Origin of the sequence: Actinomadura fibrosa (assembly GCF_900659615.1) — a bacterium.
GTDB classification, from domain to species: domain Bacteria; phylum Actinomycetota; class Actinomycetes; order Streptosporangiales; family Streptosporangiaceae; genus Spirillospora; species Spirillospora fibrosa.
The window spans coordinates 1-17,919 of the sequence record NZ_CAACUY010000189.1 but is presented as its reverse complement, the minus strand read 5'-3'; the positions used below and the strand labels follow the sequence as shown (position 1 = coordinate 17,919).

Genomic DNA, 17,919 nt, shown 5'->3' with positions numbered 1-17,919 from the left:
CCGGCCGCTCCGGCCGCTCCGGCCGTGCCGGCAGCGCCCGCAGCGCCCGCCGCGCTCGCCCGCGCCGAGCCCCTGCCGCCGGGGCTGACCTTCGAGGACTGCCCGGCGCTGCCCGCGAACGCGGACCCGTCCTTCTGGAACTGCAACGTCGCGGTGATCGCGGGCGGCCGGCTCCAGGTCGGGAAGATCGACCAGGCCATCACCAAGCCGCTGCGGCTGACCTACGCGATCGGCTTCGACCCCGAGACGCTGGAGCAGCAGACGCTCGTCGTGCCGCTGAAGGGCGACCCGATCCGCGTCGACGGCGGCGTCCTCGGCATCCCGGGCAGCGACTTCCTGCCGATCCTCCAGGTCAGCGCCAAGCCCGAGCTGGCCGCCGACCCCGAGTTCAACATCGACCCGCAGACGCTGCTCCGGCTCAAGCTGAAGGTCGCCGTCCAGAACCAGCTCACGGGCGACACGTGCGCCATCGGGACGAAGGACGACCCGGTCACCCTCAACCTGAGCATCGGCACCACGAACCCGCCGCCGCCGAACAAGCCCATCACCGGCAGCCCGCCGGTGGACGTCTCGGCGGACCCGCCGACCTACAAGATGACCCTGGTCGACAACGCGTTCGCCGCCCCGAAGTCCACCGGCTGCGGGCCCGGCGGGCTGTTCAACGGCCTCGTGGACTGGCGCAGCGGGCTGCCCGCGAAGGCCGGAACCAACACCGCGATCTTCGAGCAGTACCTGACGTTCAAGTCCTACCTGGAACTGCCCGCGACCCTGAAGAGGAAGGCCCTGAAGAAGTAGCGGACCGGGGCGGGAGGCGCCGGCCTCCCGCCCGCCGCTCGCCGCCTGCCTGCCGCGGCTTACTTGCCGTAGGTGAGCAGGTCGCCGGGCTGGCAGTCCAGCGCGCGGCAGATCGCGCTGAGCGTCGTGAAGCGGATCGCCTTGGCGCGGTCGTTCTTCAGGATCGACAGGTTGACCACCGTCACGCCGACCCGCTCGGCGAGCTCGGCGAGCGTCATGCCGCGCTCGGCCAGCAGCCGGTCCAGATGGACGGCGATCTCGTGCGGCTCCTCCGGCGGCATCAGACGAGGCCCTCGGTGTCGGCGCGCAGCCGCGTCCCGTGGCCGAACGCCCCCGCGGCCGCGAAGACCAGGAGCGCGAGCAGCACGGCCCCGAGGGAGGGCGCGTAGACGTCGCGGACCGCCGGGTCCAGGGGCGTCCCGCCGACCAGGCCGTCCGTGGTGAGCGTGTCCAGCAGCGGGACGGCGGTGCCGACCAGGAGGACGCCCGCGGCGACCCGGCCGAGGCGCCGCGTGTTCGCCGGGACGAAGACGTCCCCTTGGCGGAGCGTCTGCGCCATCCGCATGAGCGTGTAGAGGACCCAGGCGATCAGGAGGCTCCGCACGATCCCCGGACCGGCGAGCAGCAGCCGCTCACCGAAGTCGGGGTCGGAGAGCGCCAGTTCGGCGTGGTGCGTGCCGCGCAGCACCATCCCGCCGGACGCGGGGCTCCCCGGCACCTGGGCCCGCCCGTCGATGTCCACCATGCGGGTGTCGGCCGCCGGGAGCGGCCCGGTCACCCCGAGGAGCGGGACGAGGGCGCCGAAGACACCGGCGAGCAGGACGCCCAGCCCGAGCAGCCCTTCGAGTACGTGATGGTCGAACCGTGTCCACTGTCGCGCGATCTGCATGGCCTGCTCCCCGGCGCCTCGTTCGGAGCGCCCTCCCCGCGGCGCCCCCCGGCGCCATATCGTTTTTCGATATTAACGATGAACGATATGGCGCTGTCAAGGGCTGGAGTTCGCAGGTTCGCGCGGCCGGGGTCACCTGCCGGCGGGAGTGGCGATCAGCTTCTGGTAGGTGCGCAGGTCGACGACGCCGTTGGCGGGCAGCCCGTGAGCGCCCTGGAACCTGACGAGCTTCGCCTTCGTCCGGGAGCCGTGGTAGCCGGAGATGGGCAGGTCGTCGTTGTACCGCCACTTGTTCAGCAGCACCTGGAGGCCCTTCACGCAGTCGCCGCGCTGACCGTAGCCGGTGGACGGGATGTCGCCGAGCAGCGCGCGCCAGGTGTACGCGCCGACGTTGCCGTCCCGGCCCCAGGTGAGGAAGCGGAGCTGGAACGCGTGGACGTTCGCGGTCGTCTTCGGGCCGTAGTGGGACGGCGCGGGCTGCTCGTAGCCCTCGCAGCTCAGGAACCACTGGAGCGCGCGGACGTTCTCGCTCGTCTGCCCCTGCCGCAGCACCGGCCAGTAGGCGCCGTTCGGCGAGGTGGACGCGGTGTCGGCGGACGCCGGCGAGGCGAGCACCGCGCCGCCCGCGACGAGGCCCGCGGCGGCCAGGCCGGTGGCGGCGATACGCGTGAACTTCATGGACGACCCCTTCTCGCATTCCCGGACAACGCTGGATTAGAGACCGTCCTGACCTGCGGTTGTTCGGAGGTTGGCCAGGTTGCGCCAGTGTCGAACCGCCTGTCGTCCGCGGCGGTCCAAGGAACGCCGGCCTTGAAAACGCGGCGGCGGAGCCAGATCATTTGCGGACGACCGGCCTCCCGTGCGCCGGGGGAGGAGCGGAGACCGAATGCGCGTGCTGGTGGCGGTCGTCATGCTGGCCGCGCTGCTCACGGCCTGCGGGAACCGCGGCTCGGACTCCATCCTCGACAAGGGCACGCTCGCCGTCGCCGTCCGCGCCGACCTCCCCGGCCTCGGCCTGAAACGCCCCGACGGGACGTTCGAGGGCCTCGACATCGACGTGGCCCACTATGTGGCGGCCAGGCTGGGGAAGAAGGTCGAGTTCGTCGCGGTGCGCGCCGCCGACCGGATCACGGTGCTGACGTCGGGACGCGCCGACCTGGTCCTCGCGACGCTGTCCGTCACCCCGGAGCGCAAGACCCAGATCGCCTTCGCGGGTCCGTACTACGCGTCCTACCAGGACATCCTCGTCCGCTCGGACGAGCGCGCGAAGGCGGTCCGCGACCTGAAGGGCCGCCGGTTCTGCGGCGTCGAGGGCGCCGACCCGGTCAAGCGGCTCCAGGCGGTGACCGGGATGACCGCGCGGATCGTCACCGCGAAGGACTACGACGAGTGCATGACGATGATCGGCGCGCGGTCCGTGGACGCCATCACCACCAACGAGGTGATCCTCGCGGGCCTGGCCCGGCGGGCCGGCGGGGCGTACCGGCTCGTCGGCACCCGGATCAGCGAGCAGGACGCCGGCATCGGCATCCGCCGCGACGACCAGGACGGCTGCGAGGCCGTCAACCGCGCGATCACCCAGATGTACCAGGACGGCACCGCCGCCCGGCTGATGCGGAAGTGGTTCGTCGGCAGCGGCATGGACCTCTCCCGCATCGAGATCCCGCAGTTCGAGGGCTGCCTCTGAGCCGCCGCGGACCGGAGCGGGCGGAGCGGACCGGCCGGAGCGGACCGGCCGGAGCGGAGCGGAGCGTTCCAGGTGTGCCGCGCTGGACGGGGCTAGACGGGGATCGTGGCGAGGACGCCGGTCAGGCGGTCGGCGAGCTCGCGCGACAGGGCCCGCTCGCGCAGCCGCGTGACGATCTTCTGCTGGAGCGAGGCGATCCGCGCGGTCACGTTGACGATCCGGTCGGACGCGATGTCGCGCTCCAGGTTGGCGATGACGTTGTCCAGGTCGATCGCGACGTCCGAGCGGATCTCGCCGGAGGCGTACCCGCTGCTGACGATCGGGCGGAGGCGGCCGAGCGCGGCGGTCACGTCGGTCTCGACGCTCCGCCGCGGCGAGGCGGACGGGCTCCGCGGACCCGCCGCGTCCGCCGGGTCCGCGGTGTTCGCCGGGTCCGCGGGCGCAGTCGTCGCCGGGTCCGTCCGCGCGCGGACGGCGGGCGGGATCACGGACGGCGTGCGCGGCGCGGACGCGAGGATCGTGGCGGCCGCCGTGAGCGGGATCGCGATCGTGACCGCGACCGCCGCGAGGCGGACGCCCGGACCGGAGCCCCGCTTCCGTGCCGGCTTTCCCTTTCCGCTGTGGCGGCGTTCGCCGTGCGTGGTTGCGTTCGCGGCGCGGCGCATTCCGCCGCGTGCGGTGGCGCCGCGGGCGGTGGTGCCGCCGTGGCCATGGCCGGACGGGTGGGCCCGCGAGAACCTGGCCGTGCGGGTACCGGTCGGACGGGTGCCGCTGATGGCCGTCCGGAACACGGCCGCCGCCGACGGTTCGTCCTCGCGGGCGAGCGCCTCGGCGGCCTCCGCGGCGGAGGGCAGCAGCGCGTCGTCGGCGGCGCCGCAGCGCGCGGCGAGCGCGGCGAGCGCCGTCAGCGGCCCGAGCGCTCCGGGCGCCTCCGGCTCCGTCCGGCCCGCGAGGCAGGCGGTGATGACGGCGCCGAAGGCCCGCATGTCGGCGGCTATGGCGGCCCCGGCGCTCTCGGCACCGTCCTCAGGGCCGTTCTCGGCGATGGTGAGGTCGTCCGACGAGAGCCGGACCGTGTCGAGCTGGGTCGTGTCCACACGCGCGCTGCGCAGGACGGCGCCGATGCCGACGTCCACGATCTTCGCGTCGCCGCAGGTGAGGACCACCTTGCCGGGCCGCAGGTCGCCGTGCGCGACGCCGGCGGCGTGGGCGGCCTCCAGCGCGGAGGCGATCTGCCCGCAGATGTCCGCGGCCTCGGCCGCCGGGGGCGCGCCCCGCCGGAGCCGTTCCGCGAGCGTCTCCCCGCTCAGGAACTCCGTCACCACGTAGGACGTCAGCCGACCGGACGCGTCGCGCGTCCGGTCGCTGTCGTAGACGGTCTCCAGGCCGCCGTGCGAGAGGCCCGCCGCCCCGTTCACGCCCTTCTGGAACGCGCCGTGCAGGTCGGGGCGCGCGGGGGTCAGCAGCTTCACCGCCACGGGGCGGCCGAGCAGCTCGTCCCAGGCCCGCCAGACCTCCAGCGTCGCGCCGCCGTCGAGCCGCTCGATGAGCCGGTATCGCTCGGTCAGCCGCAAGCCGGACTCCATCCGAACCTCCCTGCGTCCGCGCGGGGGCGCGTCAGGGGGTACGCATCACCAGGCCCCGCGGGTTCGACGGCGCCCGCCAGGCCGCGAGCAGCTCGCGCAGCTCCTCCCGGTAGCGGGCGATGTTCGCCGTCTTGACGTCCTCGTAACCGCGGACCATGTCGGGCAGCTCCGCGATCCGCACCGCGAGCTCGTGCCGCTCGGCGGCATCATGCTGGGCGGCGGCATCGCGCTGGGCGGTCGCCTCCTGTCGCTCGGAGCCGCCGGACAGGCCGGCGACCAGCTCGTCCACCACCGCGAGGTATTCGGCGACCAGGCGGCGCTCGGCGCGGCGCTGCGCGGTCGCGCCGAACGGGTCGAGCGGGGTGCCGCGCAGCCGCCGCATCGCGCGCAGGACGCGGAACGCCGGCCGGGCCGTCCGGCCGAGCGCGATCTTCCGGTCCACGCCGAGGGACCGCAGGACCGGCGGGTGCAGCATGTACCGGACGGTCGCGCCGGACCCGAACCGCTCCTCGACGCTCCGGGCCAGCGCCGGGTCGAGGTGCAGGCGGGCGACCTCGTACTCGTCCTTGTACGCCATCAGCTTGTACAGGTGGCGGGCGACGGCGACGGCGAGGCGCTGCCCCGGGAGGCCCGCGTCCCGCTCGGCGGCGGCGACGCGGGTCACCACGTCGAGGTAGCTCTTGGCGAGCGCGAGGCTCTGGTAGGCGGCGAGGTCGGGCACGCGGATCCGCAGGACGCGGTCCAGCTCGCCCTCCGCACCGGACGCGGCGACCAGGTTCAGCGCGGCGGGCGCGGTCCTGTCCAGCGGACGCGTCACCGGCACCACGCCACCGGCGCCGTCCTCCTCGGCGGCCTCGTCCCCGTCGGCCCAGGCGGGGTCGAGCACGAGGCGGCGGCCCGCCCGGAACGCCTGGACGTTCGCCTCGACCTGCACGCCGTTCAGCGCGAGCGCCTCCTCGACCGCGCGCGCGGACACCGGCAGCAGCCCCGCCTGGTAGGCCGCGCCGACCACGATGAAGTTGGCCGTGGTCGTGCTCCCGAACCACCGCTCGGCGAGCGCGAGGGCGTCGAAGGCGAGCAGCCGGTCGCCGTCCGACGCGTCCGCGATCTTGCGGACGAGGGACGCCGCCGGAGGCAGCGCCGCCGCCGTGTCCGTGATCATCCGGCCGGTGGGCACCTCGCTGGTCGACACCACCGCGGCGGTCCGGCCCGGCGCGAGCCGGCGCAGGTTCACCTCGGACGTCCCCGCTAGCGCGTCGAACACCAGGTAGGCGTCGGCACCGCCCGCGCCGACCATCCCTGGACGGTCCCGGTGGGTGCCGCCGATCCGCAGGTGCGAGACCACCGCCCCCGCCTTCTGGCTGAGCCCCGTCTGGTCGAGCGCACGGGCATGCCGTCCGTCGAGCAGCGCCGCGGTCGCGAGGACCTGGTTGACGGTGACGACGCCCGTCCCGCCGATGCCGACGAGCAGGACGTCCGCCGACTCCGGGCGCGCGGACGGCTCGTCCAGCTCCCCGATCTTTTCTAGCGACTTCTTCTCGACCTTGCCCGGAACGACCGTCAGGAACGACGGGCAGTCGCCGTCCAGGCAGGAGTAGTCCTTGTTGCAGGACGTCTGGTTGATCTGCGTCTTCCGGCCGAACTCCGTCTCGACCGGCTCCACGCTCAGGCAGTTCGACGCGGTGCCGCAGTCGCCGCAGCCCTCGCACACCGCCTCGTTGATCAGTACGCGGGTGACCGGCTCCGGTACGAGCCCCCGCTTCCGCTTGCGCCGCGTCTCGGCCGCGCACGCCTGGTCGTACAGCAGCACGGTCACGCCGGGCACCTCGCGCAGCTCCCGCTGCACGGCGTCGAGGTCGTCGCGGTGGCGGACCCGGACGCCCGGCGCCCAGTCCGTCCCGCGCGGATAGCGGGACGGGTCGTCCGCGACCACCACGATCCGCGCGACGCCCTCGGCGTGCAGCATCCGCGTGACCGCCGCCGGATCGGCTCCGCCGTCGGCGTCCTGGCCGCCGGTCATCGCGACCGCGGCGTTGTACAGCAGCTTGAACGTGATGTTCGTGCCCGCCGCGACCGCCTGGCGGACCGCGAGGCTGCCCGAGTGGAAGAACGTCCCGTCCCCGAGGTTCTGGAACATGTGCCCGGTGCCGCTGAACGGCGCCGCGCCCACCCACATCGCGCCCTCGCCGCCCATCTGCGTCGTGCCGATGCTGCGGTCGTTGAACACGGTCATGACATGGCAGCCGATGCCGCCCGCCGCCACCGACCCGTCCGGGACGGTCGTCGACCGGTTGTGCGGGCAGCCGGAGCAGAAGAACGGCGTCCGCGCCGGGGACAGCAGGTTGATCGTCGGCTTGCGGGGCCGCAGCACCGGATCGCGCAGATCGACGTGCTCGCTCCCGATCCGGTCCGCCAGCAGCCGCGCGAGCGCCCGTACAACCCGGTCGGCGTCGAGCCCGCCGTCCGCCGGGACCAGCGCCGCGCCGTCCGGCCCCTTCTTGCCGTAGACCGCGGGACGCTCCGGCAGGTCATAGAGGAGGTCGCGGACCTGCGTCTCGATGAACGGCCGCTTCTCCTCCACCACGACGATCTCGGACAGGCCGCGTGCGAACTCGCTGAGCCGGACCTCGTCCAGCGGATGGATCAGCGCCAGCCGCAGCAGCCGGACACCCCGGCGCGCGAGCGCCTCCTCGTCCAGGCCGAGCCGGTCGAGCGCCTCCCTCAACTCCAGATACGTGCGCCCCGCCGCGACCAGCCCGAGCCGCGCGTCCCCCGCCGCGCCCTCGATCCGGTCCAGCCCGTTCGCCGACGCGAACGCGGCCGCCGCGCGCAGCCGCCCGTCCAGCACCTCCGCCTCAAGACCCGTCGAGTCCTTCAGATCCACTCCCGGACGGCGCGTCGGACGCCACGGCCTGCCCCGCCATGCGAACTCCGGCACGACCGGGTCCGGCACCGGCTCCACGTCCACGATCTCGTGCGAGTCCGCGACGTCCGTCACCAGCTTGAAACCGACCCACGCGCCGCTGAACCGCGACATCTCGAAACCCTCGCGGCCGAGACGCAGCACGTCCGCCACCGAGCCCGGCGCGAGGACCGGCATGAACGCCTCGGCGAGCGCCCCCTCCGTCGCCGACGGCAGCGTCGACGACTTGCACGACGGATCGTCGCCCACCACCGCCAGCACCCCGCCGCGCCCACTCGTCCCGAGCCAGTTCGCGTGCTTGAACGCGTCCAGCGACCGGTCCACGCCCGGCGCCTTGCCGTACCAGAGGCCGAACACGCCCTCGAAGCGCGGCCCCGGCAGGTGCTCCGCGAGCTGCGACCCGTACACGGCCGTCGCCGCCAGCTCCTCGTTCACACCCGGGATGAACCGGATGTCATGCTCCGCGAGCAGCTTCGCGTCCCGCATGAGCTGCTGGTCGAGGCCACCGAGCGGCGACCCCCGGTACCCGGACACGAGCCCGGCGGTCGCCCAGCCGCGCCGAGCGTCCGCGCGCCGCTGGTCGAGCAGCAGCCGGACGAGCGCCTGGACGCCCCCGATGGCGATCCGCCCGCGCTCCAACTCCAACCGGTCACGCAGCTTCGGCGACGGCGGCGACGACTTCGACGGCGGCGACGGCGCGGACGGCTCCGACGGCGCGGACGGCTCCGACGACGGGGAGGGCTCCGACGACCGGGACGGCTCCGACGGAAGCGAGGCGAAGGTGGTCATGCCCGCATTGAGCTCCGCGCCTGAACGATGTGCAAGATGATGGGACGATAATTGAGCGGATTGCTCAAGTCAGAAGTCGCTTACGTCCCGGAGCTGAGCGTTGTGACGCGTCCCACCCTCCTCGACCTCCAGATCCTGCGCCGCCTCGTCGAGCAGCCCCGCATCGGCGTCACCGAACTCGCCGCCAGGCTCGGCATCGCCCGCAACACCGCCCACGCCCGCGTCGAACGCCTCGAACGCGAAGGGATCATCGGCCACCGCGGCCGCGAGGTCGACCTCGGCCGGCTCGGCTTCGAGCTCACCGCCTTCGTCACCCTGGAGGTCGCCCAAGGCCGCCTCCGCGAAGCCGCCATGGCCCTCGGCGCCATCCCGCGCGTCCTAGAGGTCCTCGGCATCACCGGCCAGGGCGACCTCCTGGTGCGCGCGGTCGCCCCCAACGGCAAGCAACTCCACGAGGTCATCGACTCGATCCTCGCGTGCCCCGGCGTCCGCCGCAGCACGACCTCGATCGTCCTCACTCATCAGGTCCCGTACCGGATAGGTCCTCTTCTGGAGGACGAGGAACGCCGCGCATCGTCCAAAAGCTGAACCAGCCTTCGTACCGTTTCTGTCGGCTCAGGTTTCCCTTTTCTCGCTTTAGTGTGGTTGCTGTTCGTGGACAGTTGCGCCGACCCCTTTCCGCCGTGCGCGAACCGCTTAGCCCTGGCGATAATCGCTGTCACGTTGGTTGCTGTAGTCGGCTTGGGAGGGGTGTCTATCTGGCGGTCTGCGTCGCCCCGGCATCCGCCCGCTCCCGGGCCGCAGAAGCCCTCGGCTACCAGCGCGACTCGCCCGACGCGAGGCGAAAGGAATACGGATTGATACTCGGAAATCCTGCCGACGATCACAGGGTGCGATATTCTGGCTACATACCTTGAGGGGAGGGAAGATGAACGCCGAACTTGCGGAAGTCACGGCCACAATGCGTGGCCGGGGAGAATGGGAGCATCGGCGTTTCTTCCCGCCCGGTCCAAAGCTGGCCCTCTGCCTGTCCGGCGCCGAGAGCACCCTCGCTGACCTCTCGGAAACCGAACTGGTCGAAGTCGCGGCGGCCGCACGGCGGCAGACCGCCTGGGCCCAAGCCCGCGAGCTGGCCGCGATCGCCGAGCTGGCCCGCCGTCGCGCCCGCGACGAGCAGGACGACCACCCCGATTATCGGATTCTGTCGGCCCATGAGTCGGTCGTCGAAGAGGTTGCCGCCGCCCTGTCGCTCACCAGCGAATCGGCCGCTACCCAGGTCCATCTGGCCGAGCGCTTGCACACCGATCTTCCCGAGACGCGATGCGCCCTGGAAGCCGGTCAGATCGACTTGCCGAAGGTTCGTGCGATCAGTGACCTCACCGATCATCTTCCCGCCGACGTTACGGCCACAGTTGAAGAGGCGGTCGTCGAGCGGGCCTCGGAGCAGACGACTGGCCAACTGCGTCGCCGTATTCGCCGCATCGTTCAGCGGCTGGCGCCCGAGCAGCTTGAGCGGCGCAAGCGTGAGGCGATCGCTGGGCGTCGGTTGGAGGTGTGGGAGACCCCGGACGGCACCGCCGATCTGTCCCTGCGCGACCTGGCCGCCGCTGACGCGCACGCCATCCACAACAAGATCACCGCGATGGCGCACACCCTGCGGCAGGACGGCGACGTCCGCACCCTCGACCAACTCCGCGCCGACCTGGCTCACCAACTCCTGCGCGGTACGCCTCTGCCCGAGGTGGCCCGAGCCGTCCAGGTCGAACACACCGAGCCATCCGCCACGGCGGCCCCCGAGCCCACCACAGCGTCCGGCCCGAGGGAGCACGACACGGCCTCGGTGCTCGCGGACGTCATCGACGCGCGCCTGACGCAGGTCACCGAGCACGCCAGGATGCAAGGGCGGCTCAACGGACTTAGCGCCCGCCTTCAGCTCGCCGTCCGCGACATCGACGAGCAGCTCGCCACCGTCCGCGACGCACTCTGCGCAGCCGCCGATCACCGCCACATCGGCTACCGGCCACCCGCCGCGATGCGGAAGGTGATCGAAGACCGGCACCCGGTCTGCGTGTTCCCCAGCTGCAACCGCCGATCCAACCGCTGCGACCTCGACCACACCACTCCCTGGCGCGAGCAGGACGGCAAGGGGCGAACATGCCCGTGCAATCTCGCCCCCTTGTGCAGAAGACATCACCGGACGAAACAGACCTCGGGTTGGGCACTCTTCCAGCCATGGCCCGGCCTGCTGATCTGGATCACACCCGCCGGAACCTGGCACATCGTCCACCCCGAACGGCACCTGGAATAAGAGCCGGGTGGCGGGGCGGTGCCACCCGGCCGTCCGGGGGGTCAGCCGGGGAACATGCCGCTGCTGGTGTTGACGAAGGTGCCGGTGATGGCGGCGGCGTGGTCGGAGGCGAGGAAGGCGGCGGTTGCGGCGACCTGGGCGAGGGTGGGGGAGCGGCGGGTCATGCGCATCTCGTCCAGGCGGGCGAGGAGGGTCTTGAAGGCGGTCTCGTCCATCCGCGGGCCGAAGCGGCTGAGCTTCTCCGGGGACAGGGTCTCGGGGAGCCCGGCCGTCCAGATGCCGACGACGCGGACGCCGCTCGGGCCGACCTCCTGCGCCAGGTTGCGGACGAGGGCGTCGATGGCCGCGTCGGCCGGGCCGGTGCCGCCCATCATGGGGCTGCCCTGCGCGGAGCCGCTGTTCAGCGTGAGGATGACGCCGGAGCCCTGCGCGGCCATGAGGCGGGCGGCGGTCCGCGCGGTGATGAAGTTCGTGGTGACGCCGGTCGTGATCGGCTGGAGGAAGTCCGCGGTGGGGAGCTCGGTCAGCGGGACGCCCTGCACGTCGCCGCGGGTGATCAGGTTGAGGGAGATGTCGAGGTGGCCCGTGCGGTCGGCGACGTCCTGGGCGTGGGCGCGGACGGCGTCCTCGTCCAGCGCGTCGACGACGGCGGCCTCGGCGTGTCCGCCGGACTCCGTGATGGCGGCGGCGACCTCGTCCAGGGGCCCGCGGGTGCGGCCGGTGAGGTGGACGGTGGCGCCCTGGGCGGCGAAGGCGCGGGCGACGGCGGCGCCGATCGCTCCGCCGGCGCCGTAGATGATCGCGTTCTTGTTCTCCAGCATGGTGGCTCTCCGTTCGCGTTGTGACGACGGACATTGAGACGTGCCGGGGCGGAAAACTAATCGGTCACGGTGAGGGGGAGCCCGAACGCCGGGAACAGGTGCGGCTCGAACGACATGATCTCGACGATGACGCCGTCCACGACGCGGAGGACGTCCATGACCTGGGCGCGGTAGATCCGGGTGCCGGGCCGCTGGACGTAGCCGCCGACGGCGGGCTGGCCGTTCGCGCGGGTCGGCAGGTGCCTCCAGCGGCCGAGGTAGGTGGGCGAGGACGGGTCGAACGTCGGCTCCAGGAACGTGCTGATCGAGTCGCGTCCGCCGAACCAGATCGGGTTGGGCGGCATGGACAGGCGGACGTCATCGGCGAGCATGCTCGTCATCGCGGCCGTGTCGTCGCACTTCAGGGCGCCCATGTAGCGGTCCAGCAGGGCCCGTTCGGCCTCGGTCGGGTCCGCGCCGGGTGCCCACCGCGAGCGCCGGTCGGGCAGCCGTTCGCGGAGCGCCGGCCTGGCGCGCTGGAGGGCGCTGTTCACCGACGCGACGGTGAGGTCGAGCGCGGAGGCGGTGTCGGCGGCGGGCCAGCCGAGGACGTCCCGCAGGATCAGGACGGCGCGCTGCCTCGGCGGGAGGTGCTGGATCGCGGCGAGGAACACGAGTTCCAGCGTCTCGGTGGAGATCGCCGCGGCCTCCGGGTCCTCGGCGGTGGACGGGATCTCGTCGAGGAGGCGGTCGGGAAACGGCTGGAGCCAGGGCACGAAGGACGGGGCCGTCACCCCGGCCGTGGGCGGGACGGGGCTCGGGCCGTATCGCTGCGGGCGGCGGTCGTTGCGGCGCAGGAAGTCCAGGCAGGCGTTCGTCGCGATCTTGTAGAGCCAGGCGCGGAGGGTGGAGCGTCCCGCGAACCCTTCGCGGCCGCGCCAGGCCCGCAGCAGGACCTCCTGGACGAGGTCCTCGGAGTCGTCGTAGGAGCCGACCATCCGGTAGCAGTGGACCTGGAGTTCGCGGCGGTACGGCTCGACCAGTCCGGCGAACGACCATTCGTCGCCGGATCGGACGGCCGCCGCCTCCGTGTCGTCCGGTTCCGTCACGGGCGGCGGCGTGACGGATTCGGGGGCGGTCGCCGCGTCGCGGGCGACGCGGGCGATGCGGCGGAGGCGGCCGACGGACGAGGAGAGCGCCTGGACGTCGGTGTAGAACGGCTCGGGGCGGTCCGGCGCGAGGCCCTTCACGCGGTGCTCGATGTCGGAGATCAGCTCGTGCACGGCGTCGCCTCCGGCCTGCCGGGAGCGGTAGGCCTTCTGGCGGCAGGCCGCCGAGCAGTACTCGGGCGTCCGGCCCGGCCTGCCCGCGGACGGCGGCAGGTCCTTGCCGCACGTCCGGCACGCGGTCTCCGGCATGTCCACCCCCCGGTGATCCGTCACGCCGTTGCGGCGTGACGTTTCCGGCGGCCATGCTCCCATCCCGCGCGGCTCCCCGTCAGCCGCCGAGGGCCTCGCGGACGCCCCGGGCGATCTCCAGGTCCTCGCGCGCCTCGATGACGAGCGTGCGGACGGGCGCTCCGTCCGCGGTGACGTCGGTGTCGCCGTCGGCGGCCTCGTTGCGGTGGTGGTCGACGGCCGCGCCGAGGAACGCGAGGTCGGCGGCGAGGCGCTGCCGGACGGCCGGGTCGTGCTCGCCGACGCCGCCGGTGAACACGAGCGCGTCCAGCCCGCCGAGGGACGCGGCCATCGCGGCGGCGCAGGCGCGGAGGCGGTGGTGGTAGACGTCGAGCGCGGCGAGGGCGGTCGCGTCGCGGGCCGCGGCGAGCTCGCGGACGCGGCGCATGTCGGCGGTGCCGGCGAGGCCCTTCAGCCCGGAGTCGCGTTCGAGGCCCTCGTTCACCTCGGACGCGGCGATCCCGTGCTTGATCAGCCAGAGGGGGATGCCGGGGTCGACGCTGCCGGCCCGGGTGCCCATGACGAGCCCTTCGAGAGGGGTGAAGCCCATCGTCGTGTCGACGGAGACGCCGTCGGCGACGGCGGCGAGCGACGCGCCGGAGCCGAGGTGGCAGACGACCATGCGGAGGGACGCGGGGTCCGTGCCGAGCAGCTCGCCCGTCCGGCGGACGGCATAGGAGTACGACAGGCCGTGGAACCCGTAGCGGCGCAGGCCGAACCGCTCGCGCCACGCGGCGGGCAGCGCGTAGGTGGCGGCCGCCTCCGGCAGGGTGGCGTGGAACGCGGTGTCGAAGCAGGCCACCGCGGGGACGCCGGGGAGCACGGCGGTGATCTCGTCCAGCGCGTGCAGCGACGCGGGCTGGTGCAGGGGCGCCAGGTCGGCCAGCTCGCGCAGCCGCTTCCGGACGCCGCCGTCGATGACCACGGGACGGGTGTAGTCGGTGCCGCCGTGGACGAACCGGACGCCGATCGCGTCCGGCTCGGGCATGCCGCGGACGAGCGAGGCCATCTCGTGGCCCGCGCCGGCCTCCTCGGAGAGGACCGTGCCGTCCGGGTCGAGCAGGCTCAGCTTCAGGCTGCTCGACCCGGGGTTGACCGTGAGGACGCGCATCAGTACGGCCACGTCCAGTCGCGGACCTCGGGCGCGTCCTCGCCGTGCAGGCGGGTGTAGGCGCGCAGCTCCAGCCGCCGGTCCGCCATCCGCTGCCGGACGTGCGCGACCCGTCCGCCGAGCGAGGGGACGCGGTCGATGACGTCCATGACGAGGTGGAAGCGGTCCAGGTCGTTCAGCATGACCATGTCGAACGGCGTGGTGGTGGTGCCCTCCTCCTTGTAGCCGCGGACGTGCATGTTCTGGTGGCCGTTACGGCGGTACACGAGCCGGTGGATCAGGTACGGGTAGCCATGGAACGCGAAGATCACCGGCTTGTCGGTGGTGAACAGCGCGTCGAACTCGCGGTCGGGCAGGCCGTGTGGATGCTCGGTGTCGGGTTGCAGCCGCATGAGGTCGACGACGTTCACGACCCGGACCCGCAGCTCGGGGAACAGCTGGCGGAGCAGGTCGGCGGCGGCGAGCGTCTCCAGCGTCGGGATGTCGCCCGCGCACGCCAGGACGACGTCGGGGTCGGCGCCGCCGTCGGTGCTCGCCCACTCCCAGATGCCGATGCCGCGGGTGCAGTGCGCGATGGCCTGGTCCATCGGCAGCCAGTTCAGCGCGGGCTGCTTGCCCGCGACGATCACGTTGACGTAGTCGCGGGAGCGCAGGCAGTGGTCGCCGACCGACAGCAGCGTGTTCGCGTCCGGCGGCAGGTACACGCGGATCAGCTCGGGCTTCTTGTTGAGGACGACGTCGAGGAAGCCGGGGTCCTGGTGGGTGAAGCCGTTGTGGTCCTGCCGCCACACGTGCGAGGACAGCAGGTAGTTCAGCGACGCGATCGGGCGCCGCCACGGAAGGTGCCGGGTGACCTTCAGCCACTTGGCGTGCTGGTTGAACATCGCGTCGACGATGTGGACGAACGCCTCGTAGCTGTTGAACAGCCCGTGCCGCCCGGTGAGCAGGTAGCCCTCCAGCCAGCCCTGGCACAGGTGCTCGCTGAGGACCTCCATGACCCGTCCGCGCGGGGCCTGGCCCTCGTCCGTCGGGTACCGCTCGCCCTGGAAGACGCGGTCGGTCACCTCCAGCACGTCGCCGAGCCGGTTGGACTGGGTCTCGTCCGGCCCCATGATGCGGAAGTTGGCCGGGTTGTTCCGGACGACGTCGCGCAGGAACGTGCCGAGCCGCCGGGTCGGCTCGGTGGTCGTGGTGCCCGGCTTGTCGACCTCGGCGGCGTAGTCGCGGAAGTCGGGCAGCAGCAGCGGCTTCAGCAGCAGCCCGCCGTTGGCGTGCGGGTTCGCGCTCATCCTGCGGTCGCCGTCCGGCGTGAGGGCCGCCAGCTCGGGGACGGGGCGCCCCTCGTCGTCGAACAGCTCCTCCGGCTGGTAGGAGCGCATCCACTCCTCCAGCTGCGCGAGGTGCTCGGGGTTGTCGCAGACCCCGGCGAGCGGCACCTGGTGGGACCGCCACGTGCCCTCCACCGGCAGCCCGTCGACCTCCTTCGGGCCGGTCCAGCCCTTCGGGGACCGCAGGACGATCATCGGCCAGGGCCGCCGCTCGCCGCCGCCGTCCCCGTCCCGCGCGGCCCGCTGGATCGCGGCGATCTCGTCCAGCGCCTGGTCCAGCGCGGCGGCCATCTTCCGGTGCATGGACGCGGGCTCGTCGCCGCTCACCAGGATCGGGTGGTGGCCGTAGCCGCGCAGGAGCTGGACGAGCTCCTCCTCGGGGATCCGCGCCAGCACCGTCGGGTTCGCGATCTTGTAGCCGTTGAGGTGCAGGATCGGCAGCACCGCGCCGTCGGTCACCGGGTCCAGGAACTTGTCGGAGTGCCAGCTCGCGGCGAGCGGGCCCGTCTCCGCCTCGCCGTCGCCGACGATGCACGCGACGACCAGGTCCGGGTTGTCGAACGCCGCGCCGTAGGCGTGCGCCAGCGAGTAGCCGAGCTCGCCGCCCTCGTGGATCGACCCGGGGGTCTCCGGCGCGACGTGGCTCGGGATGCCGCCGGGGAAGGAGAACTGCCGGAACAACCGCGCCATGCCCCGCTCGTCCCGCGACACCTCCGGGTAGACCTCGCTGTAGGTGCCCTCCAGCCACGCGTTCGCGACCGCCGCCGGTCCGCCGTGCCCCGGCCCCATGATGTAGATCATGTCGAGCTCGCGGGCCTTGATCACCCGGTTGAGGTGCGCGTAGCAGAAGTTCAGCCCCGGCGACGTGCCCCAGTGGCCGAGCAGCCGCGGCTTGATGTGCCGCCGCCGCAGCGGCTCGCGCAGCAGCGGGTTGCCGAACAGGTAGATCTGTCCTACCGAAAGGTAGTTGGCGGCCCTCCAGTACGCGTCGATCCGCCGTATCTCGTCGTCGGTCATGGCGACGGTCTCGGTCATGGCGCGTCCCCTGTCCCCTCATGGTCGGCGTGCGGCCTCCGGAAGATCACGTCCCCCCGGAACGGCCTCTCAACCTTCACACCCCGGCCTCGCCGCCCACCAGGGCCGAAGGTCCCCCGGCGGACGCGGTCAGTAGCCGAGGGCGGCGCTGTGGGGGTTTCTCGGGTCGGCGGCGCCGCGGAGGCCGCCGTCCGGGGACGCCTCGACGACCTGGACCTCGCCGAACTCGTCGTCCTCCGTCGCGGGCCGGACGAGATGGCCGTAGCCGGGCAGGTCGCGCGTCCACGCGAGGGGGACCCCGCGCTCCAGGTCGAGGCGGATGGGCGTGCGGCCCTGCCACGTCTCGAACTGCCCGAGACCGGTCGCGAGCCGCCAGCGCGGGGCCGCGAGCGCGTCGTCCGGCGGCGTCCCATGCCGGAGCATCCGGACGAGGACCTGCAACGCGACCTGCGGCTGGATGTCGCCGCCCGTGGAGCCGAGGACGGCGCGGAGCCGCCCGTCCGGCCGCGTCGCCAGCACCGGCACGAGCGTGTGCGGGGGACGCCGCCGGGGCCCGTACTCGGCGGGCGAACCGGGCGCGAGGCTGAACCCGATGCCGCGGTTGTGCAGGTTGATCCCGGTGTTGGGCTCGAAGATCAGGGAGCCGAACCCGTTCGCGTTGGACTGGAGCAGCGAGACGCTCGTGCCGTGCTCGTCCACCGCGCAGACGCACGTCGTGTCGGCGGACACGATCGCGCCGCGCCGCCGCCAGTGCCGTCCCGGGTCGATCGCCGCGCGCAGCGACCGGATCCGCTCCGGATCGACGAGCGCCGCCCCGTCGGCGCCCTCGTGCAGGACCTCGGCGCGGTCGTCGGCGGCGGCGAGGGCCGACTCGGCGAGCAGGTGCGCCCACGCCGGATCGTCCGTGCGGCCGGGGACGCCCAGGTCGTCGGCGAGCGCCAGGCCGAGGAGCAGCACGTACCCCTGCGAGGTCGGCGGCGCCGTCCACACGTCGTGCCCGAACGCGCGGACGCCGAGCGGGGCGCACCAGTCCGCGCACGGCTCGGCGAGGTCGGCCGCCGTGAACAGACCGCGGCCGAGCTTGCGCAGGCCGTCGCCGAACTCGCCCTGGTAGAACCCGGCGCGCCCCTCGGCGACCAGGTCGCGCAGGGCGCGGGCCACGCCCGGCCGGGCGACCTGCTCGCCGGGACGGCGCGGCCAGGCGAGGCCCT

Annotated in this window: 15 protein-coding genes; 5 read left to right on the top strand and 10 right to left on the bottom strand. The window is 73.0% G+C overall.

Annotation, left to right across the window (positions count from 1 at the left end):
- Nucleotides 1-795: hypothetical protein (locus E1300_RS37180; RefSeq protein ID WP_207400166.1), on the top strand; the 795-nt coding region annotated here is incomplete at its 5' end.
- A 59-nt stretch (nt 796-854) separates the two neighbouring features.
- On the opposite strand, the gene E1300_RS37175 is transcribed toward E1300_RS37180, so the two are convergent.
- From E1300_RS37175 to E1300_RS50595, 3 genes are all read right to left on the bottom strand, one after another.
- Entirely contained in the window at nt 855-1,076 is a 222-nt protein-coding gene (locus tag E1300_RS37175; protein WP_131761809.1) for a helix-turn-helix domain-containing protein, read from the bottom strand.
- A complete protein-coding gene (locus tag E1300_RS37170; protein ID WP_131761808.1) occupies nt 1,076-1,684 on the bottom strand; it encodes a DUF2975 domain-containing protein in 609 nt (202 codons plus the stop codon). The genes E1300_RS37175 and E1300_RS37170 overlap by 1 nt, the downstream gene beginning before the upstream one ends.
- A 132-nt stretch (nt 1,685-1,816) precedes the next feature.
- Nucleotides 1,817-2,362, bottom strand: coding sequence for a peptidoglycan-binding domain-containing protein (locus E1300_RS50595; RefSeq protein WP_165503162.1), 546 nt, complete (start codon nt 2,360-2,362; stop codon nt 1,817-1,819).
- A 208-nt stretch (nt 2,363-2,570) separates the two neighbouring features.
- Here E1300_RS50595 and E1300_RS37160 point away from each other — a divergent pair, with 208 nt between their 5' ends.
- Nucleotides 2,571-3,371 carry a transporter substrate-binding domain-containing protein gene (locus E1300_RS37160; RefSeq protein WP_131761807.1) on the top strand — a complete coding sequence of 267 codons (801 nt, stop codon included), beginning with the start codon at nt 2,571-2,573 and terminating at the stop codon, nt 3,369-3,371.
- Between the two features lie 92 nt (nt 3,372-3,463).
- Here E1300_RS37160 and E1300_RS37155 read toward each other — a convergent pair whose 3' ends face one another.
- Both E1300_RS37155 and E1300_RS37150 read right to left on the bottom strand, forming a co-directional pair.
- Nucleotides 3,464-4,957 (bottom strand): protein kinase domain-containing protein, encoded by a 1,494-nt coding sequence (locus E1300_RS37155; RefSeq protein WP_131761806.1) that lies wholly within the window; start codon nt 4,955-4,957, stop codon nt 3,464-3,466.
- Between the two features lie 31 nt (nt 4,958-4,988).
- Nucleotides 4,989-8,525, bottom strand: coding sequence for an indolepyruvate ferredoxin oxidoreductase family protein (locus E1300_RS37150; protein ID WP_242619632.1), 3,537 nt, complete (start codon nt 8,523-8,525; stop codon nt 4,989-4,991).
- Between E1300_RS37150 and E1300_RS52975 the strand changes: the two genes are divergently transcribed.
- The 3 genes from E1300_RS52975 to E1300_RS37140 all read left to right on the top strand — a co-directional run bounded on the left by E1300_RS52975 (nt 8,497) and on the right by E1300_RS37140 (nt 10,977).
- Complete coding sequence (locus tag E1300_RS52975) at nt 8,497-8,709, top strand: hypothetical protein (protein ID WP_242619631.1); 213 nt, start codon at nt 8,497-8,499, stop codon at nt 8,707-8,709. The two genes, E1300_RS37150 and E1300_RS52975, sit on opposite strands and share 29 nt — an antisense overlap.
- A gap of 20 nt (nt 8,710-8,729) precedes the next feature.
- Nucleotides 8,730-9,257: an Lrp/AsnC family transcriptional regulator gene (locus E1300_RS37145; protein WP_207400165.1), complete on the top strand. Its 528-nt coding sequence runs from the start codon at nt 8,730-8,732 to the stop codon at nt 9,255-9,257.
- Between the two features lie 340 nt (nt 9,258-9,597).
- Entirely contained in the window at nt 9,598-10,977 is a 1,380-nt protein-coding gene (locus E1300_RS37140; protein ID WP_131761804.1) for an HNH endonuclease signature motif containing protein, read from the top strand.
- A gap of 41 nt (nt 10,978-11,018) precedes the next feature.
- Here E1300_RS37140 and E1300_RS37135 read toward each other — a convergent pair whose 3' ends face one another.
- From E1300_RS37135 to E1300_RS37115, 5 genes are all read right to left on the bottom strand, one after another.
- Nucleotides 11,019-11,798, bottom strand: coding sequence for an SDR family NAD(P)-dependent oxidoreductase (locus tag E1300_RS37135; RefSeq protein WP_131761803.1), 780 nt, complete (start codon nt 11,796-11,798; stop codon nt 11,019-11,021).
- 56 nt (nt 11,799-11,854) lie between these two features.
- The gene (locus E1300_RS37130; protein WP_131761802.1) at nt 11,855-13,195 is read right to left on the bottom strand and encodes a sigma-70 family RNA polymerase sigma factor; all 1,341 of its coding nucleotides are present in this window, start codon (nt 13,193-13,195) and stop codon (nt 11,855-11,857) included.
- Nucleotides 13,196-13,274: 79 nt separating this feature from the next.
- Entirely contained in the window at nt 13,275-14,345 is a 1,071-nt protein-coding gene (locus E1300_RS37125) for an acetate/propionate family kinase (protein WP_131761811.1), read from the bottom strand.
- Entirely contained in the window at nt 14,345-16,708 is a 2,364-nt protein-coding gene (locus tag E1300_RS37120; RefSeq protein ID WP_131761801.1) for a phosphoketolase family protein, read from the bottom strand. Before E1300_RS37120 ends, E1300_RS37125 begins: the two co-directional genes overlap by 1 nt.
- A 129-nt stretch (nt 16,709-16,837) precedes the next feature.
- Nucleotides 16,838-17,919 (bottom strand): gamma-glutamyltransferase (locus tag E1300_RS37115; protein WP_131761800.1); only part of this gene is annotated, 1,082 nt, incomplete at its 5' end.

Excerpts from the sequence above, each read along its gene's own strand:
- E1300_RS37160 (WP_131761807.1), top strand. The coding sequence starts at position 2,571 with ATGCGCGTGCTGGTGGCGGTCGTCATGCTGGCCGCGCTGCTCACGGCC.
- E1300_RS37120 (WP_131761801.1), bottom strand. The coding sequence starts at position 16,708 with ATGACCGAGACCGTCGCCATGACCGACGACGAGATACGGCGGATCGAC.
- E1300_RS37130 (WP_131761802.1), bottom strand. The coding sequence starts at position 13,195 with ATGCCGGAGACCGCGTGCCGGACGTGCGGCAAGGACCTGCCGCCGTCC.
- E1300_RS50595 (WP_165503162.1), bottom strand. The coding sequence starts at position 2,362 with ATGAAGTTCACGCGTATCGCCGCCACCGGCCTGGCCGCCGCGGGCCTC.
- E1300_RS37155 (WP_131761806.1), bottom strand. The coding sequence starts at position 4,957 with ATGGAGTCCGGCTTGCGGCTGACCGAGCGATACCGGCTCATCGAGCGG.
- E1300_RS37170 (WP_131761808.1), bottom strand. The coding sequence starts at position 1,684 with ATGCAGATCGCGCGACAGTGGACACGGTTCGACCATCACGTACTCGAA.
- E1300_RS37175 (WP_131761809.1), bottom strand. The coding sequence starts at position 1,076 with ATGCCGCCGGAGGAGCCGCACGAGATCGCCGTCCATCTGGACCGGCTG.
- E1300_RS37125 (WP_131761811.1), bottom strand. The coding sequence starts at position 14,345 with ATGCGCGTCCTCACGGTCAACCCCGGGTCGAGCAGCCTGAAGCTGAGC.
- E1300_RS37135 (WP_131761803.1), bottom strand. The coding sequence starts at position 11,798 with ATGCTGGAGAACAAGAACGCGATCATCTACGGCGCCGGCGGAGCGATC.
- E1300_RS52975 (WP_242619631.1), top strand. The coding sequence starts at position 8,497 with ATGGCGATCCGCCCGCGCTCCAACTCCAACCGGTCACGCAGCTTCGGC.
- E1300_RS37140 (WP_131761804.1), top strand. The coding sequence starts at position 9,598 with ATGAACGCCGAACTTGCGGAAGTCACGGCCACAATGCGTGGCCGGGGA.